The sequence below is a fragment of the Pelagibius sp. Alg239-R121 genome (assembly GCF_947331435.1).
In the GTDB taxonomy this organism is placed as follows: domain Bacteria; phylum Pseudomonadota; class Alphaproteobacteria; order Kiloniellales; family Kiloniellaceae; genus Denitrobaculum.
Genome location: NZ_CAMZOF010000024.1, coordinates 1 through 25486, shown reverse-complemented (window position 1 = coordinate 25486; position 25486 = coordinate 1). Strand labels below are relative to the sequence as shown.

The following is a 25486-nucleotide window of genomic DNA, read 5'->3' as shown; positions in this document are numbered from 1 at the left end:
ACCGACTGGCAGGCCGGGACGCCCACAACACCGGGCGAGACGCCACGCGGCTTTACCGGGCACGAGCATCTGGACGGCGTCGGCCTGATCCACATGAACGGCCGGGTCTATGACCCTACCCTGGGACGCTTCCTCTCAGCAGATCCCAACGTGCAGGCGCCGGACGATACGCAATCCTTCAACCGCTACAGCTACGTCAAGAACAACCCGCTCAGCTATACCGATCCATCAGGGTTCTTCTTTAAAAAGATCTTCAAGAAGATCGCAAGCGTCTTTAAGAAAGCCTTCAAGGCAGCGGTGTCCTTCGTCAAGAGAGCCTTGCAGAACCAGTTCGTTCAGGTCGCTATTCAGATCGGGATCAACTTTATCCCGGGGATTGGTCAATTGGGCGCACTGGCGCTCTCGGCTGCTTTCTCGGGATTGGTAACACTCGCCAATGGGGGCGATCTCGGGCAGGCGCTGTTAGCCGCGGGGATAACCGTGGCAACGGCAGTTCTCACGGCCGGTGTCACTAAATTGCCCGGGCTCGATAAACTCACGGCAAACGCTGTAATTGCCGTCAAGGCTGTTGCCCATGGCGCCATTGGCGGCGTTACGTCCATTGCACGCGGTGGTAAGTTCGTTGCTGGTTTTGCGGCGAGTGCTTTCGGTAGTCTTTCAGGCGCAGTTGCTGGGCGCTTGGGTCTAGAAGGCCCGTCGGCCATCGCCTTTGCGGCGGTTTCTGGGGGAATTGGCGCAGAACTGGGTGGTGGCAAGTTCAAGAACGGCGCGTTCTCTGGGGCATTCTCAGTGCTCGCGACTCAAGTCGCCAGTGCGTCCTCACCGTCAAGCCCACAAGAAGAAGGCTTGCTCATTGGTGGTCGTGGTGATGATGTGCTCATTGGAGCTTGCGGACTAGATTGTAGAGATTCAGGCAGGACATTTGTCTGTGAGGGAGAGGGAGTTTGTGCAGGTGAAGTGTTTTGGGGAGCTGTTTCTCTTGCTGTACCTGTCGGCGGCGCGATAAATGGCGGTCGGGCAGTCTGGTCATTCGGTTTAAGAGCAGCAGATGAACTTGGGGGGCTTGCGGGATCTCTTGCAACGTCATTTGCTGGGGTTCTAAGGTCCGCTGGGCCCTTAAAACAGTGGATTAGATTTGGCAATAGCTATAGTAGGACAGGCGGGTTTAAAACTAGCTTCTCGATAAAGTGGGGTGCGTCACCCAAGTTCATTCAGCAGATACCAAGCGTTACACTACAACGCCTTAACCGGTGGGTGAGGGGCTTGAAACTCCCAGGAAACGGTTGGAGAACACGAGATCCGGGTCACTTTCACATTAAAAAGTAGAGTGGTATGGGTAAAATCAACGTTGACCTCTCTGTAGATATAGGAGCTGTCGAAAACACTCTTAATGAATACGACAACGAAATCTCTGAAGAATTACTCGAGCATCATCTCGAACAGATAGCTTCAATATTTGAGTGTAGCGAAGACTTGGTGTGTTATGTGCTTGGAATGGGAAGCCAACCAAAATCGACTTATACTGAATTACGGCATGAGACTGGTTTGGATCTCATTTGGTCAAAGTCTGTTCTTCCTGACCTATTCAAGCCACTGAGTGTCTTTATTGCTAGTTATGCAGGGTTATTAAAAGTATTGGAATCAGAGAAACTACCAAGTGTAGTAAAAAAGTTGTGTCATATGTCGATGGCTGGTGTTTACATAATTGACCATTCAGAGGAGCAATATTTTTTAGATCGTGTAATGCATTATCCTCAATGTAAAGAAATGGACTTTGGAATCAAACGTGATGATCGATATTTTCTTTATCTAGTCGATGCGGATAATGCGGAATCATCGACTGGAGTCTATGAAGTTGTTTCCTACGGAAAAAGAGCGTCTAGTTTTGCCAATGTGCTTTGAGTGATGTCATTTTCGGGTGTCAGGTCGAGCTCGAACGCCGGTCGAGAGTATTTTAGATATCCTTGAGAGCCCCTCTTACATGGCTTCGCTTCTAACCCTTTAGCAGCACCCATGATCTACCAGATCCCCGTCACAAAAAGGCTGGCCCCAGCCTCGGCCCGGCCAGTAACCTCTCCGCGTGACACTCCAGAATATCTTCCTTCTTCTCTTCGCGCCCTGCGTGGGCGGCTTTCTCGCTTTGCTGGTCGTGCGCTTGCCGTCGGGCCGGAGGGTGGTTTTTGGACGCTCGCAATGTGATAGCTGCGAGATGCAACTCGCGGTGTGGGATATGGTTCCTCTCGTGAGCTCGCTAGTTCTACGGGGGTGCTGCCGCAGCTGTGGGGCACGTATCGGGCTTCTAGCGTCCGGGGTCGAGCTCTTGGCTCTTGGTATAGCGGTTTGGGCCGTTCTTGTGTTGCCACCTGACGGTTGGTTGCCCTGGATAGGCGCGGCGCTGGGATGGCTGTTACTCACTCTGGCCTTGATCGATGCACGGCATTTCCTCCTGCCGGATATGCTTACCCTGCCCCTGATCCCGGCGGGTCTGCTGGTCACCTGGTGGGGCGATCAGAGCACGGCTGGTTCGGGTTTGCTGCTGCATCATTTGGCCGGGGCTCTGGTCGGCTTCGGAGGGCTCTCGGGCATAGGATGGATCTATAAGCGCTTGCGCGGCCGCGAGGGCCTGGGTCTCGGCGATGCCAAGCTGATGGCGGCGGTTGGGGCCTGGGTCGGCTGGGCTGGATTGGGCAGCGTTCTGCTTTGGGCGGCGCTGCCCGCACTTGTGGGGCCGGCGGCAGTCTTGTGTTAGAGTTGTCCTGGTTCCACTGACCAGGACTTCACCCTTGGACCCTGCTTTCAGACCAGCCTTTGTCAGGTTATAGCAGCCGGGAATGACTGCTCGCTGTAACCGCACCGGATCAACCCGCATGCGCGTCCGACGTCAGACAGACTCTCTCTTGGAGGGCCGTAAGACCCCGTTGCTGCAGAAGCGCGGCGCACGCGGTATTCCTATGTCTGATTGATCACGTGTCCTCGACCTCATCTGAGGTTTGCGATAGGGCCGACGCAAGGCGCGTTGACTATCAATCGTGCTTGGTTAGCGCTTCTACGAGCTTGCGCTGAACCGGCCCGACGCCGGCAAGGAACACCCGGACTTCGTTCTCGATAGCGGTTTCATTGTCCGCTGTTGTCGTCAGGTTATAGATGTAGAAGCGGATTGCGCGATAGAAGAAGCTGCCGTGCAGGCCCCAGGCGAGCTCGAGTTCCTGCTCGTCGATGGGAATCTCTTGCGGTGTCGGAAGCCCATGGGTGTGGCGCAACTCAGCGCAGACCGGGCGCAGCACCTTCTCCTTGATGCCGCGCAGATAGCGGTCGTTGATATCGACGCCCTTAAGGCCAGAGTAGATGAACATTCTGACCCAGACATAGTCGTACACGGCGCGTGAATATTCTTTATAGAAACTGCAAAGACGATCGGACAGCGGGACGCGCCGGTCGGTGATCAGGCCTTCCCATGCCGGGTTCCACCGCTGCACGTAGACCTCATTATAGACACGCTCAATCAGGCTCTCCTTGCTCGGGAAATAGCGATAAAGGAGTGGCTGGGTGATGCCGATGCGCTTGGCGAGGTCTCGGGTCTTTCCCTCAAACCCGTGTTCGGCAAAAAACCGAACGGCTTCGGCGACGATGTGTGCTTCGCGCTCATCGGGATCCAAGCGTTTTTTTTGCGATGACCCAGTTGCGCTCTTCGTTTGAGATTTCGGGCTATCGAGCATTCAATTTAATCGCCTTTGCACGTTGTCGCCGACGCTATTGCCTATAGCCGCGTCTTTTAGACACATCAACCGCCAAGTCGTGAAAGCAGCATCTCTTGAGCAGCGCGGACCCTGATCAAAAGGTATTAGATATTGACTCTTTAATTATCAAGCGATAAATAAATAATGATCAAATGATAAATAACGAAACATCCCGTCAAGAATGATGCTCTCGTTAACTAGGGAGAATGCGCTTGAAGCCCCACGCGTTCGATTACGTTCGGGCAACGTCCCTGCAGGACATCTTCGGCGTCCTGGATAAACACGGGGACGACGCCAAGATTTTGGCGGGTGGCCAGAGCCTGGTGCCGGCCATGAACATGCGTCTTGCTGCTCCCAGAGTCATCGTCGACGTCAACGCGATAGAGGCTTTGCACGGTATCGCTGTCGTTGGCGACATGCTGCGAATTGGCGCCATGACCCGCTACGTCGAGATCGCCGCTTCCGACCTGGTCGCGCGTCATGCGCCTCTTATCGTTCGCGCTGTTCCCTTTATCGCCCATGCGGCAATCCGTAATCGTGGAACTTTCGGCGGGTCGCTCTGCAATGCCGACCCTGCATCGGAACTGCCGGCCTGCGTCCTGGCGGAGCGGGCTGTTTTTAATATCAGCAGTTCGACTGGCGAGCGGTCAGTTGCGGCCAACGATTTCTTTCTTGGCACCTACACAACGGCGCTAGAACCCACTGAAGTCCTGCTGTCCGTCGATGTTCCGCTGAGCGGGCCGGATAGTCGCTACTTCTTCGATGAAGTGGCGCGCCGGCAAGGCGATTATGCGATGGCGGGGCTGGCGGCCCGTGCAGAGGTTCGTGGCGGGGTGCTGGTCGATGCCCGGCTCGTCTTCTTTGCCGTTTCGGACATGCCCCTAATGGTTTCCGCAACAGCGGCGCTCCTGGAAGGCCAAGCCCCTGGTAGCGTCGACGCAGAGGCGATCTGCGAAGCTTTGATACAGAACGTAACGCCTCAGCAGGACCTCACGACCTCGAGTGTGACCAAAGAGCACTTGATGAAAGTGCTGACACGCCGTGCCATTGCGGCCTTTGCGCGGGAGGAGGCTTGAGCCGTGACAGCACCGATCATCGTCACTTTGACCGTAAATGGAGAACCGGTTAACCGCGCCGTGGAGCCAAGGCTGACTCTGGCCGATTTTCTTCGCGACGAGCTTGGCCTGAAAGGCACGCATGTCGGTTGCGAGCATGGAGTCTGCGGCGCCTGTACAGTGCACCTCAACGGCGCGACAGTGCGAGGCTGCCTCACCTTTGCGGTGCAGTGCGAGGGCGCTGAGGTTGAAACCGTCGAGGGAGGGACCGATAGCGGCCGTCTTAAGGATCTGCAGGACGAGTTCGTCGCCCGCAACGCCCTGCAGTGCGGCTATTGCACGCCGGGCATGTTGCTGAGCGCCGCTGAGTTGCTTGAGCAGAATCCAGCTCCAAGCCGCGACGAAATCCGCGAGCACCTCTCAGGTAACTACTGCCGCTGCACAGGCTATCAGGCGATCGTCGATGCCATCGAAACAACCGCGCGTAAGCGCGTGGAACTTGAGCGATGAGTGATCGCTCTGCCGTGTCAGTTCTCGATACACCGAATTCCTACATTGGCCGCAGCGTGTCGCGTCCCAACGCCAAACGCCTGGCTCAGGGGCGCGCCACCTATGTCGACGACATCATGTTGCCGAGAATGGTGCACCTGGCATTTTGCCGCAGTCCCTATGCTCATGCCGAGATCCTTTCGATCGACGGCACCGCGGCGTTGGCTTTGCCAGGTGTTCTGCGTGTCGTGACGATGGCGGATCTTCAGGACTACTGCACCCCCTGGGTAGGCGTGCTCGATCACTTGAAGGGCATCAAATCGGCGCCTCAATGGCCGCTGGCCAACGGTAAAGTGTTCTTTCAAGGAGAACCGGTCGTTGCCATCGTCGCCAGCAACCGCGCAATCGCTGAGGATGCCGCCGACCTGATCGAGGTCGACTACAAGGAGCTCCCACCAGTTACCGATGCGGAAACGGCATTGGACCCGGACACCCCTGTGATCCACCCAGAGCTTGGCGACAATCTCTGTTTCGAGCGTAGTATCGATTCCGGCGATGTCGATGCCGCTTTCGCGTCGGCGGCGGTGGTGGTCGAGGAGTCCTTCCACTTCAATCGCCATACCGCCGTCACGCTGGAGCCGCGCTCGATCATCTGCGACTACAATCCTGCCGACGAGAACCTGACACTACACATGTCCGTGCAGTGCCCGCACATGTCCAAGCACCTCTACGCCAAGCACCTTGGCCTCGACGAAAACAAGGTGCGCGTGATCTGTAAGGACATCGGCGGGTCCTTCGGTCTCAAGATCCACACCTATTCAGACGAGATGGCTGCCGGCGCGCTGACCGTCATGCTCGGCCGGCCGGTTAAGTTCATCGCAGACCGGCTGGAGTCCTTCGTTACCGACATCCATGCCCGCGACCACCGGGTGACTGCAAAAATGGCCTTCGCCCAAGACGGCGAAGTCACTGCGGTCGAGATGGACGATATCACCGGCATTGGCCCTTATTCGGTTTATCCGCGCAGCAGCGGCATCGAGATGAACCAAGTGGTCAATCTCACCGCGGGGCCTTACAAGCATCTCAACTACCGGGTACGGGCTCGCGCCGTATTTCAGAACAAGGGTGTGATGTGCCAGTATCGTGGTGTGGGCCACCCGATCGCGGTTGCCGTCGGCGAAGCGCTGGTCGACAAGGGCGCTGCGGCGCTGGGCATGGACCCAGCAGAAGTGCGGCGCCGCAGCTTCATCCCCGATGATGCCTATCCCTATACGTCTCCGTCCGGGGCGATCTACGAGCGTCAATCCCATCGCCAGAGCCTCGACAAACTGGTTACGATAATGGATTACGAGGGGCTACGCCGCGAGCAGCGTGCATTGCGCGAGCGCGGCGTTTACCGAGGCATCGGGTTCGCCAGTCTGATCGAAGTTACAAACCCCAGTCCCGCCTTTTATGGGGTCGGCGGCGCGCGTATTGCCTCGCAAGACGGCTGCACCATCCGTCTGGACCCCACCGGTGGCATCACCTGCGCCACCGGCGTAACCGAACAAGGACAGGGCACGGAAACGATCATTGCGCAGATTGCGGCGTCGGCTGTCGGCGTTGCGCCAGGGCAGGTGCGGGTCATAACAGGGGACACGGACGTGGTGCCCTACGGCGGTGGGACCTGGGCGTCGCGCGGCGCGGGTATCGGCGGCGAAGCGGCCCTGCAGGCCGGCAAGGAACTGCGTCGGAACATTCTTGAGGTCGCTGGCGCCATCCTGCAAACCGCCCCTGAGAACCTGGATGTTCGCGACGGCATGATCGTCGATGCCAAGGGTTTCAACGAACGTATGCCTTTGGCCGAATTGGGCCGGTTGGTCTATTTCAGGGGCGACACGCTGCCTGACGGCCTGCAGCCGGAACTGGTCGCCACCAAACACTACGTTTCCCGTTCTTATCCTTTCGCCTTCACCAATGCGGCGCATGCCTGCCTCGCCGAAGTCGATGTCGAGACCGGCCTTGTGTCGTTGCTGAAGTATTGGGTGGTGGAAGACTGCGGCACGGTGATCAATCCATTGCTGGTGGCGGAGCAGACTCGCGGCGGCGTGGTGCAGGGCATTGGCGCCGCTCTCTACGAGGAATGCCTCTACTCGCCGGAGGGCCAGATGATCAACGGATCGATGGCGGACTATCTCGTGCCGATGGCGGCTGAGATGCCGGAAATCTACGTCGATCACGTGACCACACCGACCGAAACGAGCGAACTCGGCGCCAAGGGCGTGGGCGAGGCCGGAACGGCCGGTGCACCAGGCGCGGTGATGAACGCCATCAACGACGCCCTTGAGCCTTTTGATACACGGCTGTCTCACATGCCGTTCACGCCGGACAAGATCTTAAGAGCATTGGGCAAGACCTAGCAGAAAAGTAACCGGGCAATCAGCAACACGATAAAGAAGCCTGGCGTTGGAACAAAATCAGTCCAAGGAGGAAAAAATGAGTGACAAGGTGAAGAGCAAGTTGACTCGCAAGTTCCCGGGGGTAAGCCGGCGTTCTGTTCTCAAAAGCGCTGCCGTGGGAGCGACTGCAATCGGAGCTGGCCCCTTGATGTTCAATATCGCCAAGGCGGCGAGTGAGACGATCCGGATCGGCTTCCCGGTGCCGCTGACTGGTCCCTATGGTTCCGAAGCTCAGGAACAAGCTAGATGCGCACAGATCGCGGTTGACCAATTCAATGCCGGCGGTGGCTTGGGCGGCCGAATGGCCGAGCTCCTGGTGCGCGACGACAAGCTTAAGCCCGGCGAGGCGGCAACCCGCACGCTGGAGCTGATCGAGAAGGACAAGGTCCATTTCGTCTGCGGCTCGCTGTCGGCTTCCGTGCAGCTTTCGGTCAATGCTGTCACCAAAGCGCGCGGCATCATCTATGTCTCGATCTCCCAGTCGGACGCCATCAACGAGGCCAAAGACTTTTCCAAATACACCTTTCACGAGGCAATGAACCCGCATATGACCGCTGGTGCCGTCGGCCGCTATGCTTTTCCGAAATTCGGCAAGCGCGTCGCCTTCCTGATTGCTGACTATGCTTATGGCCACGAGATGGTGCGCGGCTTTAAGCAGGCCGGCGAGGCGCACGGCATCGAAGTGGTGGCTGAAGTAACCCATCCGTTGGCGAGTAAAGATTTCTCGCCCTTCCTGCCGCAGATCCAAGCCGCCAGGCCCGACGTCCTTTGCCTTTGCAATTTTGGCTATGACCAAATGAATTCGCTGAAGCAGGCGACGGGTTTCGGCATGAAACAACAGATGCAGGTATTGGCGCCGGCACTACTGTATAATCAACGCCGCGCCGGTGGCGCCGGCGCTTATGAAGGTGTGATCGGCGGTGCCAACTACCACTGGACTCTGGAGAATTCGGTCGCCAGTGCCAAGGCGTTCAACGATGCCTATCGCAAAGAGAATGAGGGTGCCCCGCCGTCAGATTACGGTGCCTATGGCTACGCGGGCGTCGGAGCCCTTCTCGACGGCGTTAAAAAGGCAGGGACCACAGACAGTGACCCCGTGATCGCGGCCTTGGAGGAACTTAAGTACGATAAATACAAAGGCACTCAGTACTACCGGAAATGCGATCACCAGTCAGTGCAGTCGGTCTTCATCATCGAGTCAAAGTCGAAGAAGGACATGGCGAACGAGTATGATGTCTTTGACATCGTACATACCGATGAAGCCTCAGAGGACGTCTTGCGTTCGTGCGCCGAGTTGGGCCATGAGGCCTGACCGGCTTTCCCGACGGTCTTCCGTATTGCTGCAATGTGCGTTTGCGGAGGCCGGCCGGGATCATTCCAGCGGCTATGGCGTCCTCAGGGTGCGACCTGTGTTAGCGAGTAGGGTACGGTGATAGGCGGTTTTCCAATCGAGCTGCTGGCGCTGCAACTGTTCACAGGCCTTGCGTTGGGCTCTGTGTTCGTTCTGCTCGCGGTCGGCCTGTCCCTGATTTTCGGACTCCTGACAGTGGTCAACTTCGCGCACGGAGCTTTCTATATGTTGGGCGCCTATGCCGGTGTGTTCTTCATCGGTTACCTGGGCAACTTCTGGCTGACCCTCGCGGTGGTTCCCTTCGCTGTCGGCGCCGTCGGCCTGGGGGTCGAACGTTGGCTGGTGCGGCCGCTCTACGGGCGCGGAATAGACTATCCGCTGATGCTGACCTTCGGTCTCGCCTATATCCTGGTCGAGGTTGTGCGTATTCTCTTTGGGGCCGAAGGCATGCCCTTCGACGCGCCCGATGCGCTCATGGGAGCGGTGAACATCGGTGTCGGATACTTCCCGGCCTACCGACTCTTCGTCATTGCCGCGACCGCCGTGCTTGTGGTCGCGCTCTGGCTGTTTCTTGAGAAGACGTCTTACGGGCTGGTGATCCGCGCAGGAGCCCGTGATTCCGAGATTGTGCGCGTGCTCGGCATCGATATCTCGCTGGTGTGGCTCGTCGTCTTCGGCCTGGGCACTGCCGTTGCCGGGCTGGCTGGCGTGCTCTCTGCACCCATGCGCAGTGTGTTTCCCGACATGGGCACGACCGTGCTCGTTGAGGCCTTCGTGGTGACTGTCGTCGGAGGCATGGGTTCGCTGGCGGGCGCCGTGGTGGCCGGCCTGCTCGTCGGCGTCGTCGTCAGCATGACCTCGCTTTTCGCTCCCGCCATGGCCGAGGTTTCAATGTTCGCCCTTATGGCTCTGGTATTGTTGGTGCGGCCGCAAGGACTGTTCGGCAAGAAGGGGTTGATGGGATGACTCTGGCAAACCCTCAGGAAGAGCTCAAAGGTTCGGGGCGACGGCTAGCTGGCGTGGTTGCGCTGATGGCGCGCCACCGTGTGTTGGCAGTGCTCGGTTTCCTGTTGGTTTTCCCCTTTCTGCTTCCTTATGAGGCGCTTGCGGTCAATATCTTGATCTATGGCCTCTTCGCCCTCGGCTTCAACCTGGTGTTCGGCTATATGGGTGTTTTGTCCTTCGGACACGCCGCCTTTTTCGGCCTGGGCAGCTATGCCACTGGTATCGTCATCGTTCACTACGGGATGCATTGGTTTCCAGCGATCCTGGTTGGCGCCGTCGCCGCCGGTCTCGGCGCCGCAGTCATTGGCGCGCTGGCGATCCGCACCCGCGGTATCTACTTCGCCATGGTCACTCTGGCGCTCTCCCAGTGCGTCTACTACCTGGTCTATCAGTTGGAGGATCTCTCCGGCGGTGAGAACGGTCTGCGCGGGGTCGATGTCTATGACTTGGGTTTGCCAGGCCTCGAGCTCACGCTCCTCGACCCCTTGACCAAATACTACTTCGTTTTCGTTTTTGTGGCGTTGGCGGTCTGGCTGTTTTCGCGTATCCTGGCTTCGCCTTTCGGTGCTGTACTCGAGGCGCTGCGTGAGAACGAGGATCGTGCTCGTGCCTGTGGCACCAATGTGGCGCTATCGAAATGGCTGGCCTTCGTGATCTCCGGCCTGTTCTGTGGCCTTGCAGGCTCCCTGAATGCCATTCATCTGACCATCGTTCCCATCGAATCGTTGCACTATCACACCTCCGGTTTGGCGGTAATGATGTCGCTGCTTGGTGGCATGGGTACCTTCTTCGGGCCCTTCGTGGGGGCCCTGACCTTCCTGGTCCTGGAAGACGTGATCACTCTGGTGACGGTGCACTGGCAGCTCTTCGTCGGCGCCCTCTTCGTGTTTTTCATCCTGTTCCTCCCAAGAGGGATCTGGGGCAGCTTCCTCCGCTGGGCGTCGCGCTAGGGCAGGCCGGGAATGACCGATATGACAGCTGACGAGAACCACATTTTGCGCGCAGAGAAGATCACCATGCGCTTCGGCGGCTTTACAGCCTTGAACAATGTTTCGGTTGCCTTTCCGGAGGGTCAGTTGACTGCGATCATTGGCCCCAATGGCGCGGGCAAGAGCACCTTCTTCAACGTCATCTCCGGTGCGTTTCCGCCGAGCGAAGGGCGGATCGTCTTCCGCGGGCGCGAGATTACCGGGACGCCCCAGCACCGTTTCACGCGCCTGGGTATCGCCAAGTCATTCCAGATCACCAATGTCTTTCCTCAGCTCACGGCGCTAGAGAATGTGCGCTTTGCGATACAGTGCATGAGCCAGCGCTTCAACATCTGGACACCACGCAACCGTTACCGCGTCATGGAAGAGCAGGCAGCCCACTTGCTAGAGATGGTCGAGTTGCATCAGCACCATCACCGCCTTGCCATGAACCTGGCGCATGGCGAGCAGCGCGCGCTCGAGATTGCCCTGGCGCTGGCCTGCGATCCCTCGCTGCTGCTGCTCGACGAGCCGACCGCCGGTATGAGCCCGGAGGAAACTATTGTGATGATGGATCTGATCATCCGGCTTGCCGGGGAGCGCACAGTGATCCTGGTCGAACACAAGATGAAATTGGTTATGGGCATTTCCAATCATCTTATTGTGCTGCATCACGGCGAGCTCCTGGCCGAGGGGACACCGGATGAGGTGCGCGCCAATGATGAGGTCCGCCGGGTCTATCTCGGCCAGGGGGAGCATTGATGCTGAAAGTCGAGAATCTGCACGCCTGGTACGACCACAGCCACATCCTACAGGGCGTCAGCCTTGAGGCGAAGGCTGGAGAGATCGTATCGATCATCGGGCGCAACGGAGCCGGCAAGACGACGACCCTGCGCAGCATCATGGGTCTGGTGAAGAAGTGCCGGGGCCAAGTCGACTTCGACGGCACGCCTGAGCTGCTCGATCAGCCGGCTCACAGCCGGTATCGTATGGGTCTCGGCTACGTGCCGGAAGACCGCCGCATCGTGCCCGGCTTGACGGTACGCGAGAACCTGCGTCTCGGATTGGTGTCATCACCCCTGAAGAAACGTGAGGCCGAGATCATCGATCGTATTGCCGAGACTTTTCCCCGCCTCAAGGAGCGCCTGGACCAAGTTGCCGAGACCATGTCAGGCGGCGAGCAGCAGATGCTGGCCATCGCCCGTGCTACGGCATCACAACCTCGCATGGTGATGCTCGACGAACCTTCGGAGGGCATCATGCCGGTGCTGGTCGACGAGATGTTTGAGCTGTTTTCCCGGCTCAGAGAGGAAGGCACGACGATCCTGCTGATCGAGCAAAACGTCGAGCGCGCGCTATCGATTTCCGACCGTGCTTACATCATGGATCACGGCACCATCGTCCACGAGGCATCAGCCGCTGCTCTCCTGGCAGACAAGGTTATTCAAGACCGCTATTGTTCCGTTTAACCGTTAGCCGCGCTCGCCTGATACTCCAGGCGCTCTTCACATCGCCGATAGACCAGAAGGATCACAGTGCTCTTCAGTGTAAGATGGTAACTATGATCCATGACGTTTCATGGTCCAAGCACACGCCCGACTCTATGCCCGGCAGCGCTCAATAGAGATCACTTGCGGAAGTTTCCTTAAGCCGATTGCCGCCGTAGGCGGCGATCATGTCTGCGTCTCGCTGGGTCAGGGTCTTGTGGTCAACGGCGAGAAACTTGCTGAGGTTCGTCACAGAGATTCGAGTGGAACTGTTACGGTCATTTGGCAGCAATGCCGAAAGCTGTCCGACAACGAATATTTCCTCTACGCGCCCCGCGTTCCGGAAAGCTACGACAGCCGATACTACGATCCGGCGCGACAGGAAAGTATCAAGGGAGTCTATGAACCGTTATGGATCTGGTAGGTCTGATTGCCGCCTGCATAATTGGTGGGTTCGACCCAGAGATTACGCGTGCTATTGTTACGCTTTCGAGCTACGGGGAACCTTGGAGTTATCGGGTTGAAGGCGACCGCAACGCAAGGGTCTTCCAGTCACCTGATGCCGCGATCGCCAGAGCGAGGCAAGCTCAGATGCTGGGGAAGGCGGTTCGTGTCGGGCTTGGTGGGATCATGGTCGATCTAGAAGCGGCAACCGCGTGGCCAAACGAAGCCATGTTCTCGCCGTGCGTCAACCTCTCAATCACCGCGAGGCGCCTAGCAGATACTTCGGTTCGCTGCAAAGCAGCTGCGCCGTGGGCGTCTACTTCGGATCCTGGGAGAAGCCTGTAGAAGATATGATCGCGGCTATTTTAATCCAGGTCGCGGTTCAAGTTGATCAGCCTGTGATGCGGATTGAAGATTACAGAGCGCCGGCGGCTGTAACGGTGCCGGCCGTTGACGCCCGCGAGCCGAGCCAAGAAGAACGCCGACACCAGGAGTTTCTTGCAGGGGGCGGAGGGTTGTTTCCGAAAGCGGCAGTGCAGAACCAAAAGCGCAAGGATGATCACAACCGGATGATGATCTTTGGGCCAGGGCAGGGATTTGATGAACCGGCGGGAACGCGGGAAACAAAAATGCGAGATAGTGGCAGCGCCGCGACCGTTCTGGTCAAACCCAAAGCCGAATCGGTGAGCGAGTAGTCAGGCAAAAGCGCAGTGGCGTTTTAGCAGCGCAGCCATATGTCATTCCGCGCAGCTCCATAGAAACGAGCGCATCACTCTGTTCCAGTGGGACAGGGGTTGGATTGTTCAGTAATTCATTCGGACTTTTGGTGATCAGGCCTTTTCAGGGAACAGCCCGGGCATCCAGCGGGACGCAAGAGCTGCGGGAAAGGCGAGATGCAGCGGTGCCCGTGTGGTTTCCGATTTCAGCACTTCCCGTTCCAACAACGCCGATGTGATCCGCCGTGCCTGTCGATCGCCGGTTCCTAAGATGGTTGCGACTTCACCGCGCGGGAGTTCACCGCGATAAAGAATGGCTTCAAGAATCGATCCTGCGTGAGGCGGCAGGCGATCTCCCCGAACTTCCTCTGCACACCATAGTAGGATCCGATCGCGCAGGCGATCGGGCTGAACGAGACTTTCCATAAAGTCCACCTGGTCGATGCAGGTTTTCAGAAAGAAACTGGTAAAGTCTGCGAGAGCCTCTTCGCTCAGATTGCCGCGGCCATCGAGATCGTTCCGCTTCGGCAAGTCGCAGGCGGCAAGATGGGTCTTGTACGCGGCTTCGTTGCGAGCAAGACCGCGCGCCACCGACCAAATGCCACCGGTATCGAGCGTCTGACGCAGGACGGCATAGGACATCAGCCGTGCGACACGACCGTTGCCATCCAGGAACGGGTGGATCCACAGAAATCTGTGATGGCCTGTTGCTGCGACCAACACCGCGTCCGTTTTGCCGAGGTTCTTATAGATCGTTTCGAATCGATCGAGGAATCTGGGAACGGCGCCGGGACTGATGGCAAGGTGCCGACCGACTTGGACAGACTGCGTGCGAAGCGTGCCTGGTTCGACCCTCAACCGCTCTTTGGTTTCTGGCTCCGAAACCCACAGCAGCTCGTTGGGAAGCTGCTCGCAAAAACGGCGATGGACTTCGCGCAAGCCTTCGGCCGATAGAGCCCGGCCATCGAGCCCGCCTGTATCGATCCAGGCCTGAACGGCGATGTGTGCTTTGGCTTCGAGCTGAAGATTACGGCGTTCCGGATCGCCGCTGTAGTCGCCTTTCAGGGCGCGCTCAATATCGACGGGATGGGTATCGTGACCTTCGATCAGGTTGCTGTAGTAGCAGTTCATCGAGCGGACCAGGTCGGCAAGCGCAGTCACGATGCCGCTTGGCAAGCTGCGGCGCAGCCCGGCGGTCTTTGCGGCCAGATCGACGACCAAATCGGTTAAAGCAGCGCGTTGCTTGGTGCTTTCACCGATGAGGAGCGGCTCCATAAGAGCGATATTTTCGCCGAGGTCTTCAATCGATCGGCCGTCCCTCATAATGTCCGCATCAATGTCCGCTTTATTTTTAATCATCTCATTTTATTATCAGTTAGTTATGCATATAAAAGATGAAAAAACAGCCTTAAGTATGTCCGGTTTTATGCCCTGTTTAGCGAATCTAAGGCACAATTTCAAGACCGACCCTTAGATTGCGATCCCGTTGCTCTCTTAAAGAACTAGCCAGTGAAGAAATCCGACTCACAGAGGGCCGGGAAATCTAAACCTTTCGGTGAAGATTCGGCCTCTGAAACTTGATTGCCAGAAGGTCAATGATCTTTAGGTGAAGGCGCTTTCACCGACCTAGTTGCACATGTCGTCGCGCCGGAAGTAGATCGCACGGCCGCAACGAATTGGGCGACCGCCAGGGACAATCAAAAATCTGATCATTGGACCGCATGCCACGCAAGATTTCATCGGCAGAACCGATCGATATGGTTCTTGTGGCGGCAATCTTCGCACCAGGCGCTTAGAATGATATTGGCGTCCGCCATGGCGTCGAGGGTCCAGTAATCCACTATGCGGACCTTTCCTTGTATTCGGCTATCCGCCGGGAGATCGTTGACTTGTTCACGCCTAAGACCTCCGCGACCTCTTCGTAGGTCGGTAGGCTGCCGTCCTTGTGGGGCGTCTCCAGCAGCTTCACAGCCATCTCGATCTGTTTATCACCGAGCTTTCGCTTGCGGCCGAATTTGGTGCCCTTAGCCTTGGCCGCTTCCAGTCCGCGCAGGGTCCGCTCGCGAATGAGATTCCTTTCCAGCTCGGCGAAGGCGCCGGCGATCGTGAAGATCGCACTGCTCGGATCGATGCCGTCAGACAGAGATTGAAAGGCAACCCCTCGCTGTTCCATGTCCTGAATGAAGTCCAGCAGCTCGACCGTCCTGCGGCCGAGACGATCCAGCTTCCAGACCACGAAGGTATCGCCTTCGCGCAGGCGGGAGAGAGCCTTTTCAAGTTCTGGTCGGATCACCCGGCCGGACGAGATCTTCTCGCTGTAGACCTCGTCGCAGCCTGCTTCCTGAAGAGCCTTCAGTTGAAGCTCCAGATTTTGCTCATAGGTGGATACGCGCGCATAACCGATCTTCATGTTGCATAACTCATTTTCTACTTCTTACAAATGCAACACTATATATGCAACCTACTTTCGCAACAACATAAATCGCAGCTTTCTGCCGGAAATCGGTTTCTCTGCAACCCTTGCGAAAACGATCGATTACGCAACGAAGATATTTCGCACAAGTATCCTATTGCGAGTGCCAGGGACGAAATATACCCTCATAGGTGCAGTTGGCATTTTACGCCGAGATGTTGATTGCCGAACATACGGAAGCCGGACTGACTCCACATAGGTCCGGCTTCTTTCGTTCGTCTTCGGGGAGAGGGCATAGGCTGCCATTCGTTGCGCGAAGAATGAACTGGCGCTTTGCGGTCATTGGCGCCGTCGGTGCAAATGGAAGATTCGGCCCATAGCAGGCTTTCAGGAATCGATCTCGATGCGCAGTGCGGCCCGTTGAAGCTGCCGTTCGCTGCATTTGCAAAAAATACAAAGTCAGAATCGGTAGCGGCAAATGGGCTCCGCGACCACTCGTCCGCCGCGAAGCCCAATGCTCACTCAGTTCATTCGTCGTCTTTTTTGCGGAGAACTACCCCGCGCTCTTCATAGGCATCGAGCATCATCTGCACATACTCGCTTGTGCTCGTCGTGACCTGTCCCAATCCTGGCCACGCGAAGGGAAACGTCTCGCAAGTTACTTCTAAATCCAAGCTCATATCGAGTTTGTCGGCAACCGCGATCGCAGCTTCAGGCTCCTTAATTTCAGGCCAAAGGTCCATGTCGAATGTGATCCAGGCGCCGAGTTCATCATCGACACTGATCTTCGCCAGCAAAGCACCGAGACGCTCCCCAGGTGTGTTCGCATCTTCAAGCAGGGCGACGCGAAGTAGTATAGAAATGCTCTGCTCATCGAGCCGCAGAGTTGGCCGAGTGTCCAGCACTTTGACCTCGGGCTCGGGCTGCCTCCTATCCTTGACATTTTCAATGACAGTCGGTTTCTCGCGGCTGCCTTCCAGCCACCATGGAGAAGTGAAAATATCCAAAGGTGCCGCATTGCACCTGGGACAATGCCACAAATTCCCGGCGATCTGAGTTCCGGTCATTTTGCCATCGCAATGAAGGCAATACCACTCCGCTGCCATATCCCCGTGAATTGGATGGGCGACTTCGCCTTTGGCGTTAGGCTTGGTTGAGCGCCGGGGCCAATCAGAGGCGATCCCAGCTCGAACTATCACAGCCTCACCCACGGCAATCGAAAGCGCCTTCTCTACAAAGCCGCGATCATTGGTAGGGCTGGTCTCTTTGTGCGTGGCCTCAATTTCGACCAAAGGCTGCGAGAAATCTGCCTCACCAATGAGGATGCGCCACCCTTCGCCTTCCATGCGAATGTCACCGGAGAATTCAAAGATCTGATACGCGTGACCGTCGATCCCACCTACCTTGATCGGCTCCCCAACTGGGCGCGACATACTCTGTTCAATGAATTGTGGCCTGCCATTAAGAGAGGGAAAGTACTCGCGAACAAAAGCGTCCACCTTAGCGAGGTCGTCCTCACTTGGCATCCAGCCTTGGCCGACTTCGACAGTAAGCGCCTTCCAATGCGGAAAGCTCAGCGTAGTAGCAATCGCATCGAGAGCGTCGCGGTGATTTGAACGCGTGGCATGTGCAAAGCGCTTTGCCAACAGTTTCAATTGGTCGATTTCAGTTTTCTTAGTCATGGTTCAGTTCCCAAAATTGGGATCCGACTAGGTGCCCGCTACTAACCAGATCCCTCAATTGGTCTGGGTTCTCATTTATGGATGAAGTGCTGCGTAGCTTTGCGTGGCGAGCACACCGGCATGCACTGAAGGCCGGAGTCAGAGTGACTAAGATCGTGTCGCTCGTCAACGGCCCAAAGCTACCCTCTGGAGGTAGTCCTCGATGCTGCGGTGCGGCCAGTTATAGGAGATGTTAGCTGCACCCGCGAAGTCAGACTTTGGGCAGACTTTCGCTATGCGGGACAAAGTGGAATTTCAGCCAGCCGCCGCTTCGGCGTCGCATCAGGAATTTTATGTGAAAGCTAGGCGTATCTCATTGACGTGAACGAAGATGTTTTCGTCATAACTGATCAGAATTTGCAGCCACAAACGCCTGCGTGTTTCTTCTGTTTCTGCAGGGTGGTGCAAGACGAAGGGATATCGCAGTATTGTCTTATTTTCAGCAGTTTAGTCGGACGTAGCGTTTTGAGCAGACCAACAGAGTACTTGGGAGCACCAGCTTCCAACGCGGGAGACGAATTTCACGAAGCTTGGGCGCTCGGCAAAGCATTGATGCTACTCGACCCTGCCACGCGTCTGACCGAGTTGACGGTCGAGGGTGTCCGGGACGCCGCCGAGACTGATGATACAGCCAATTGGGATGGGGTGGACTGTGCGCTCTATTTTGACCATCCGAATGACCCCCAGAAGTCACGCACTGAGCTTATTCAGCTGAAATACTCGGTTGCATCAAAAAACAAGAAATGGACGCTCGCGCGATTTTGTTCATCAACAAAGACAAAGGGAAACAACTCAGTAGCTCGCCGATTAGCAGACGCGTTTAAAGGAGAGAGCCGAGGGAAGAAGCCTGATCAGGTCGAGGCTTCGTTGAGCATTAAGTTGGTAACCAATCAACCTATAGCCAGCAACTTGCTCAACTCAGTTTCAAAAGCGGCTTGTGGTTCGTTAGAAGGAGAGGACTACGACACGCTAAAGCGTGCAACGGGTCTAGGAAAAAGCCAACTAGTTCAATTTTGTAAGGTACTCTCACTCGAAGGCGATGAACGCGCGCGAGCGGAACTGCGAGAAGAGAACACAAGGGCTATCTCTGAGCTCATTCAAAGTCCCGTTAAAGACATGGCTGACGGTCTCAGAGTGCGCGTTCAGGAACTTCTTGGACCAGAGCGCAGTCGCAATATCAATCGACACACAGTCCTTAGCTGGTTCAACGTCGGCAGAAACCAAGGGTTGTTTCCTTGCGAACCGAGGCTCGAGCCTATTCGGGCGACCATACCGAGGACGGTTACGGAAAATCTGGCCAATGCAGTGGCAAACAACTCATTGGTTGTGCTGCACGGAAAAGGGGGCTGCGGAAAAACGACAGCCGCGAGATCATTGGAACGGGAATTGCCGGCAGGTTCAAGGACCTTGTTTTATGATTGCTATGGGGCTGGTCGCTACCGGGACCAGTCGCGACCTAGGCACCTTTCTTTACAGGCATTTACACAGCTGTCGAATGATCTTGCCCGGCTGACCAACACGCCGCTTTTCTTTCCCTACCATGAACGGGAAGATATGGCCCCTTCTTTCCGCCATAAACTTGAGGTCGCTTCTGAGGTTTTCGCTCGAGAGCATCCCCAATCACTCTTGGTGATTGTCGTTGATGCAGCGGACAACGTTGTGATGCATGCAGTATCGCAAACCCCGCCACACGCGTGTTTTATCCATCAATTGGTGAGCTTCACAGATCTTCCCCAGAATGTCCGTTTGGTTGTTACTTGTCGGACTTCTAGACATTCCGAATTGAAGTTGCCTGAGGGGACCCCTGAAGTTCCTTGTCCGGCGTTTACCGAACCCGAAACTCGAGCGATGATCGAGCTGTTTGGCCTCGAGGGTGGTGACACGTCGATCTATGACTTCCACAAATTATCTCACGGAATTCCTCGGGTTCAAACAATTGCGTTAAGTGACGCGAAGTCATTAGACGACGCAGTTGATTTTCTTCGGCCCAACGGGAAATCGCTCGATGATTTGTTCGAGGCGAAGGTGCGGGAGGCGTTCAACCGAAGTGCAGTGACGATATCCCGTAGTCAATGGTGTGCTGCCCTTGATGAACTCCCTGCGCCAATGCCAATTAGCGTTCTTGCTATGGTCTGCGGACTTACTGACCAAATCGCCGAGGACATCGTTAGTGACCTTGTCCCAAATCTTCGGCCGAGTGAGCGAGGAGTCGAATTTTCAAATGAAGACTTTGAGGAGTTTTGTGAGACCAATGGCCAAAACGCATTGGAGACTGTGCGCTCGTCCATAGCAACTGTTCTTGTGTCTGAGAGGCTTACATCAAGTTACGCGGCGTCACACCTTTTTGATGCTCTTGTGGCCAGTGGCAGAAAAGCTGAGATGGGTAGTTTTCTTGGTGAAAAGGACGCGACCGCCGCGATCTTGGACCCCGTTGTCAGGAGAAGAGTTGACCTTTCAAGGCTTCGTGCTGCCCTTCACATTGCTTCAAATGAACAAGACGAGTTGGCAGTTGGGGAAACGATTTTCGTTGGTGCGGAAGCGCTCCGAAGCGCTGGCAAGGTGGACGACTTAATTCTATCCAATCCGGATTTGTCTGCAGCATTCTTTGAGGAAACCATCGCTTCTTTGGTGCTCAATGATCCTTCAGAGCGCAGCAGGCAAGGTCCAGTTCTGTTCCACCTTGCCAGGGACAAAGCGAGGCAAGGCAAGCCCTTCGAAAGTCGTCTGAATTTGCGAGCTGCTAACGAATGGATGTATCAAACGTTTTCCGATGAAGAACGGAAATGGAATTGGCGTTCGCAAAGCCGAGACGTCGTAGCAAGACTGTCTACTTTTTTTGCACTGCAAGGATGGTCCGTTGTCGAGTGGGATTGTGAGAGGTGGACGAGTACTGCTTACGGCATTGCCCTACGCAAGTGGGTTCTCCACAAAATTGTCGTCGAGTTCGGCCCAGACATCATCCCTGAAATTCTCAAAGAACTTGATCCACATTACCATTTTCTTGCGATCAACAGTCTGAACAGAGGAGGTGTTTCCCCCGACAAAGCGCAAATAGAACAGGCTCTTACTGGACTTGCTAAACTCGATTTTGAAAAATTTGGCAAAGATGAGGGTTATGGCTCGCAACCATCAATTTCCTCAGAATTACTAGGCGAGGTGCTCTTCTTCTTGGAGATCTTAGTGGCCACGGAGACGGTTACGACACCTGAAACCAAATTGGTTTTGGAAAAAGTGATTGCCCACAATACGGCGGCCCTGACAAATGCACGTCTTATCTATCCTTATGGCATCGACGCGTCTTTCCGCGCTGCCATCTTGAGTTCGCACTTAAACGAAGAAGAACTCAGTCTCGAAGCTGTATTCCCGGAACCCCAAAAACCTGAAGGGGACAAGCGATCTTCGGAAGAGGACATAGACTACAGAAGGGCAAAGGAGCGGCATGACGACGTTTCGAAGCTTCTGCCGTCGTATCAAGCCTACGCAAACCTTCAATTTGACCCTAGCCCCAATGCCATTGAGGAACTGGATCAGAAGATATCCTCGCTCGGCAGCACTAGTAGCAGAAGTTACCAGTACTCCTATATCCGCAACATGCTGCGCCTCAGTGCAACGGACCTACTTGCTTCGTCTAGTCTGGGGCAGCAGAGTAAATTGGCGTTTCTGAGAGCCGCCCTTGCAGCGCACGAAGGATTTGACATCCATCACGCGCGGCTCTGCAAAGCCTTGCTGCATAACCCTTTAATGCATTCTCCGGTTGCCGAAACGTTGGACCAGAAGTCGGAACAAATCAGAGTACTTCGCGCAAAAGCCACTGAAAAATCTGAGTACTTGATCTCAATTGCCCGAGTTTTCTTGGACTTCTCTCGAGACAATGCGTCTGTCGTGTTTTCGGACGCGCTAAAGATCGCAGAAGAGGTCGACCTGGAAGCGATTGACGTTCTGCACGCGTTATGTCGCATCGTTAAGCGAGAACGTTGCGACACTCTAGAGGCAAGAAAACTCATTGGAGCGTTCGCCCGCTTGGTCCGGCACTCAGGTGACCTGCTGGAATCAGAAGATGGTTTTCCTCTTGAGGAAGCTTTGGCAGCAATCACCAAATCGAACCCGCCAGTAGCGGCCATGACGGCTTCTCGCTGGGGTGATGAGGGATTTTCGACCCGGTGCAGTGAAATAAGAGTCTTTTTATTTAATGCTTTAGAGATGGGATGGCTTAGTTCTGTGGACGCATTCGCACTTTCCCAAGTATTGGGAAATTTGCCTTCTTCAATTGAAGATAAAGTGCTGGATGCTCTAGTTGGTTCGCCTGAGGGCATTGTTGATCGTTTGTTGACGGAGTTAGTCGAGCAAAAAATACTGGAAACAACGCCTTATGCCGATGCTTACGTTCCCGCAAAACTTGAGGAACTTTGTCAATCCGGAAGCTCTGCAAGTGAAGCGTGGGCGAGGCTAGAAAAGATCAGGACATTCAAAAGCACGGTTTTGGATCCCAGCAAGACTGTGGACGAAAGTACAGATGCCACCAAAACCGAAGAAGAACAGACAGAAGAAGGGGAGGAAGGCGTGTGGGCCTCGGTTGATCCTCTAAATGCGGAAGCAATCCAGAGCGCTCAAAGTGCCGACAGAGCAACACATAGGTTCCGTTCCGATGAGCGCTTACTAGGACTACGCCATGGCGTGGATTTTTCGGATCGGGTTCGCCACCTTGCAGCCCTTGCCCAGTGCGCCCGCGCTTCAAGCTTCCCGGACTATGAGATCAAGGCGATCTTCGCGGCATTAGATGAGTGGTCCGACGGCGCTACGCGGGCTTGGCGTGAGATCGAGCTGCCGAAGTTGACCATCGATTTGGGCGGCAAGACAATGGGCTATAGCTGGTATCACGGTGAACAATTCAGTGAGCTCCAGGCCCGCTCTGGGCTACCCCCAGAAGATCGTCGAAGTGTTGTGCTAGATTTGGTCGAGCAGAATGCAACGAAGCTGGGTGCATCAAGCCTACTAAAACTTCTGGCCGAATATGCCAATAACCTAGAGCAAGATACGACAGACAGGCTTTTGGCTCGATTAATCGAACGAACTGAAGCTCGCCTTAATATGGATGCCAAGTCGCGAGACCGATACGGGTTTGATCCGCGCCATCTACCTGCGACCCCGAATGAGGTCGTGTCAGCGTTAATTTATCGATATCTGGGAGATATCGACGCACGGGTCCGCTGGCAGGCATCGCACGCTCTCCTATGCGCCGCCCGGATGGGTTCTTTTGAGCTGCTCAAAGGTGTGTTTGAACACGCCACTCAAGTATCGGAGAACACGTATACGTTTCCGGACTGTCCTTTTCAGGAAAGGAACGCAGACCAGCAGCTGTCTTTGGTGCTGGCTCGTCTTTCATCAAGTGAACCAGGAGTTATTGAGAAACTTGAAGGGGATATCCTGAAGGTTTGGGTAAAATCTCAGCCGCACATTCTTATCGGGCACTTTCTCGCAAGAGCACTTGGACAAGCACACCGACTTGGCGCGAAAATCGATGTGTCCGAACCGGAACTGACTTCAATGAACGGCGCAGCCGCAAGCAGGGCACCAAGGCCAAAAGATAAGTCATCACATCACTTCGACAGCCACTCAGACCCCGGTGACAGGTTTAGTTTCGATGGCATGGACATTATACCTTATTGGTACTCTCCAGCCTGTCGGGTGTTTGCTGATCTTTCACTCAGCGAATTAACCCGGGCTGCTGAAGAGTGGATCGTAGATCGTTGGGGAGGACATGAAAAAAGTGGCCACTGGGAGAACGAACCCAGAAAGAGCCGACTGAGAGATGACGATTACAGTCTTTACATGGCACGGCACGGGTCCCGCCCGACGATCCAGCGGCACTCAGTTTACCTCCAATGGCACGGCTTGCACATGGCCGTTGGGGAATTAATGAAGACGCGTCCGTTAGTGGAATGCGGCGACGATCACTACGATACATTCGAAGGATGGTTAGCGCGCGACGACACAACCTATCCAACAGTCTGGATATCTGACCTTCTAAGCGCTCTCCCGCTTTCGAAACGTTACTGGCTACAACCCGAACCCAAGCGAGAAGATTGGGTAAGCGATGTTGAAGAAATTGATCCAATAGAGGAGCTATTCGCAGAGGATGGTTCCTTGGTCTTAAGCCAGCACCGAGAGCACGGTATTTATGAATTTGGAAAACAGGCGGCTCGTAGTGAGGTGCGCAGCAAGGCGGCTTTTGTTCCAACCAAAACATCCTCTGCATTGTTGAGAGCCTATGCGGCTACGCATAACTACTATGATGTATTCATCCCTGATCGGGATGAATTTGATACGAATGATGAGAGGAAGCGTGACTTTATCCTAATCCCAGCCGTGCAATGTCCAATGGCTTATCGCGATGTCGGAGTAGATGAAGAAGATCCACGCTGTTTCAAGGGGCGCAGCATTCAAGTCTGCCCTTCGAAGGAGCTTTTGGAGGCTCTACAAATACCTGTGGATGACCCATGGTCGACCTCGTGGGGTTTCGGTGAAGTTGGGCAAGCTGATCTACAATATCATGCTTGGAGTACCACTCCAGACGACAGCGATAGTTCGCTTCGTCACCAATCCTATTCATTCATCGATGGTTATCGGCTGACCATGCAGAGGGATGCTCTCCGAAAGGCGATGGATACCCTGGACTGTGATTTGATCGTAACTGTGAACTTGGAACGTTCGATTGGGAGCGACTATGACGAAACCGGCGAGAAGCGAACGGCCCAAAAAAGGGTCGAAGTCATCAGGCTCGGTCGCGACGGAAGAAGTGAAACGCGATCAGGCAATCGTGGAACTTGGGCAGAAGTTAATCAAGGAGTTGGATGATCGCGACATAACTGCGAAATGGATGGCTGCGCATCTGTCCGAGTTGATAGTCCGGTCCGAGACAAATGCTGATCTTGAAGAGGAGTGCCGCAATCTGATTTTGATGTTATGGCGTGAACGAAGACACTATCCAGGCGGTGACCCGATGCAACGATATGCACGGGCACTTGATGCAATGGAGTTACTGCTGTCCACCGGTGACCCGGTGTTCGAAGTCTGGATGCCCCGAAGAGCTCCTCGGGAGCCTGACGAGGATACGATCAGCATTGTTAGGAAGCTAAAGCATCGTACCAGTTTGTTGACGTCGATGCTGGTGAAGCTTGCAGTCGAAGAACTTGGCCTCGACAAAGGAGAACTTGCGGAAATCGCTGACATCGCCGATCCGGACGAGGAAACGCGTTTCCTGAATGTCTTGAGGATTGTGGTCTACGATAAAGAGAAACGGGAAAATCAACATGACACAGGTAACCAAATTCGAGAGTCAATATCTGACCTGCGAGATGTTCTAGACGATCTTGAAGCGGCACTTCAACAAAAGGTTAGCGATCCGAAGCTGACGAATTAACCCTGAGTTGCCCTGAAAATATGGAACATGCGTCGGGTAACGCAAATTGCTGAAGGGTCCGCTTTAGACCAAACCCTACAGGCTTGCTCGCAACTGCGGCGAACGACTGCTTCCCGCCCATCGCGAAGGATGCTGCGTCGTGCAGCAGTGTCGAGGAAGGGCTCCAAGCATGCGTAATTGGGCTGACCATGATTTGAGGTCGAGCTCCCGTTAGGATCACAGGTATTCTGTGAACATGGGAG

20 protein-coding genes are annotated in these 25486 nt (G+C 55.4%); 16 read left to right on the top strand and 4 right to left on the bottom strand.

Annotated elements, in window-relative coordinates:
- The 3 genes from QMZ18_RS36380 to QMZ18_RS36370 form a co-directional block, all read left to right on the top strand.
- A partial coding sequence (locus QMZ18_RS36380; protein WP_282611350.1) for an RHS repeat-associated core domain-containing protein occupies positions 1-1326 on the top strand: 1326 nt, incomplete at its 5' end.
- Positions 1327-1332: 6 nt separating this feature from the next.
- On the top strand, positions 1333-1902 hold the full coding sequence (locus QMZ18_RS36375; protein WP_282611349.1) for a hypothetical protein: 570 nt from the start codon (positions 1333-1335) through the stop codon (positions 1900-1902).
- 178 nt (positions 1903-2080) lie between these two features.
- Positions 2081-2749 carry an A24 family peptidase gene (locus tag QMZ18_RS36370; RefSeq protein ID WP_322097686.1) on the top strand — a complete coding sequence of 223 codons (669 nt, stop codon included), beginning with the start codon at positions 2081-2083 and terminating at the stop codon, positions 2747-2749.
- A 274-nt stretch (positions 2750-3023) separates the two neighbouring features.
- On the opposite strand, the gene QMZ18_RS36365 is transcribed toward QMZ18_RS36370, so the two are convergent.
- Positions 3024-3716, bottom strand: a complete 693-nt coding sequence (locus QMZ18_RS36365) for a TetR/AcrR family transcriptional regulator (RefSeq protein ID WP_282611348.1) — start codon at positions 3714-3716, stop codon at positions 3024-3026.
- 233 nt (positions 3717-3949) lie between these two features.
- Between QMZ18_RS36365 and QMZ18_RS36360 the strand changes: the two genes are divergently transcribed.
- The 11 genes from QMZ18_RS36360 to QMZ18_RS36310 all read left to right on the top strand — a co-directional run bounded on the left by QMZ18_RS36360 (position 3950) and on the right by QMZ18_RS36310 (position 13669).
- A complete protein-coding gene (locus tag QMZ18_RS36360) occupies positions 3950-4813 on the top strand; it encodes a xanthine dehydrogenase family protein subunit M (RefSeq protein WP_282611347.1) in 864 nt (287 codons plus the stop codon).
- Between the two features lie 3 nt (positions 4814-4816).
- Entirely contained in the window at positions 4817-5302 is a 486-nt protein-coding gene (locus tag QMZ18_RS36355; RefSeq protein WP_282611346.1) for a (2Fe-2S)-binding protein, read from the top strand.
- Complete coding sequence (locus QMZ18_RS36350; protein ID WP_282611345.1) at positions 5299-7680, top strand: xanthine dehydrogenase family protein molybdopterin-binding subunit; 2382 nt, start codon at positions 5299-5301, stop codon at positions 7678-7680. Before QMZ18_RS36355 ends, QMZ18_RS36350 begins: the two co-directional genes overlap by 4 nt.
- Positions 7681-7756: 76 nt before the next feature.
- On the top strand, positions 7757-9031 hold the full coding sequence (locus QMZ18_RS36345) for an ABC transporter substrate-binding protein (RefSeq protein WP_282611344.1): 1275 nt from the start codon (positions 7757-7759) through the stop codon (positions 9029-9031).
- A gap of 117 nt (positions 9032-9148) precedes the next feature.
- On the top strand, positions 9149-10036 hold the full coding sequence (locus tag QMZ18_RS36340; protein ID WP_282611343.1) for a branched-chain amino acid ABC transporter permease: 888 nt from the start codon (positions 9149-9151) through the stop codon (positions 10034-10036).
- A complete protein-coding gene (locus QMZ18_RS36335) occupies positions 10033-11025 on the top strand; it encodes a branched-chain amino acid ABC transporter permease (protein WP_322097684.1) in 993 nt (330 codons plus the stop codon). Before QMZ18_RS36340 ends, QMZ18_RS36335 begins: the two co-directional genes overlap by 4 nt.
- Before the next feature lie 12 nt (positions 11026-11037).
- On the top strand, positions 11038-11805 hold the full coding sequence (locus QMZ18_RS36330) for an ABC transporter ATP-binding protein (RefSeq protein WP_322097683.1): 768 nt from the start codon (positions 11038-11040) through the stop codon (positions 11803-11805).
- Complete coding sequence (locus tag QMZ18_RS36325; RefSeq protein ID WP_282611342.1) at positions 11805-12512, top strand: ABC transporter ATP-binding protein; 708 nt, start codon at positions 11805-11807, stop codon at positions 12510-12512. Before QMZ18_RS36330 ends, QMZ18_RS36325 begins: the two co-directional genes overlap by 1 nt.
- A 109-nt stretch (positions 12513-12621) precedes the next feature.
- Positions 12622-12954, top strand: coding sequence for a S26 family signal peptidase (locus tag QMZ18_RS36320; RefSeq protein WP_282611341.1), 333 nt, complete (start codon positions 12622-12624; stop codon positions 12952-12954).
- The gene (locus QMZ18_RS36315) at positions 12942-13319 is read left to right on the top strand and encodes a hypothetical protein (RefSeq protein WP_282611340.1); all 378 of its coding nucleotides are present in this window, start codon (positions 12942-12944) and stop codon (positions 13317-13319) included. Before QMZ18_RS36320 ends, QMZ18_RS36315 begins: the two co-directional genes overlap by 13 nt.
- A 5-nt stretch (positions 13320-13324) precedes the next feature.
- Positions 13325-13669 carry a hypothetical protein gene (locus QMZ18_RS36310; RefSeq protein ID WP_282611339.1) on the top strand — a complete coding sequence of 115 codons (345 nt, stop codon included), beginning with the start codon at positions 13325-13327 and terminating at the stop codon, positions 13667-13669.
- A 135-nt stretch (positions 13670-13804) separates the two neighbouring features.
- Here QMZ18_RS36310 and QMZ18_RS36305 read toward each other — a convergent pair whose 3' ends face one another.
- The 3 genes from QMZ18_RS36305 to QMZ18_RS36295 all read right to left on the bottom strand — a co-directional run bounded on the left by QMZ18_RS36305 (position 13805) and on the right by QMZ18_RS36295 (position 17785).
- Positions 13805-15049, bottom strand: coding sequence for a Fic family protein (locus QMZ18_RS36305; RefSeq protein WP_282611338.1), 1245 nt, complete (start codon positions 15047-15049; stop codon positions 13805-13807).
- 481 nt (positions 15050-15530) lie between these two features.
- Positions 15531-16100, bottom strand: a complete 570-nt coding sequence (locus QMZ18_RS36300; RefSeq protein WP_282611337.1) for a recombinase family protein — start codon at positions 16098-16100, stop codon at positions 15531-15533.
- Positions 16101-16630: 530 nt separating this feature from the next.
- On the bottom strand, positions 16631-17785 hold the full coding sequence (locus QMZ18_RS36295; RefSeq protein WP_282611336.1) for a hypothetical protein: 1155 nt from the start codon (positions 17783-17785) through the stop codon (positions 16631-16633).
- A 360-nt stretch (positions 17786-18145) separates the two neighbouring features.
- On the opposite strand from QMZ18_RS36295, the gene QMZ18_RS36290 reads away from it, so the two are divergent.
- Positions 18146-24679, top strand: coding sequence for a hypothetical protein (locus QMZ18_RS36290; protein WP_282611335.1), 6534 nt, complete (start codon positions 18146-18148; stop codon positions 24677-24679).
- Complete coding sequence (locus QMZ18_RS36285) at positions 24621-25244, top strand: hypothetical protein (protein WP_282611334.1); 624 nt, start codon at positions 24621-24623, stop codon at positions 25242-25244. The genes QMZ18_RS36290 and QMZ18_RS36285 overlap by 59 nt, the downstream gene beginning before the upstream one ends.
- The last annotated feature ends 242 nt before the right edge of the window (positions 25245-25486 follow it).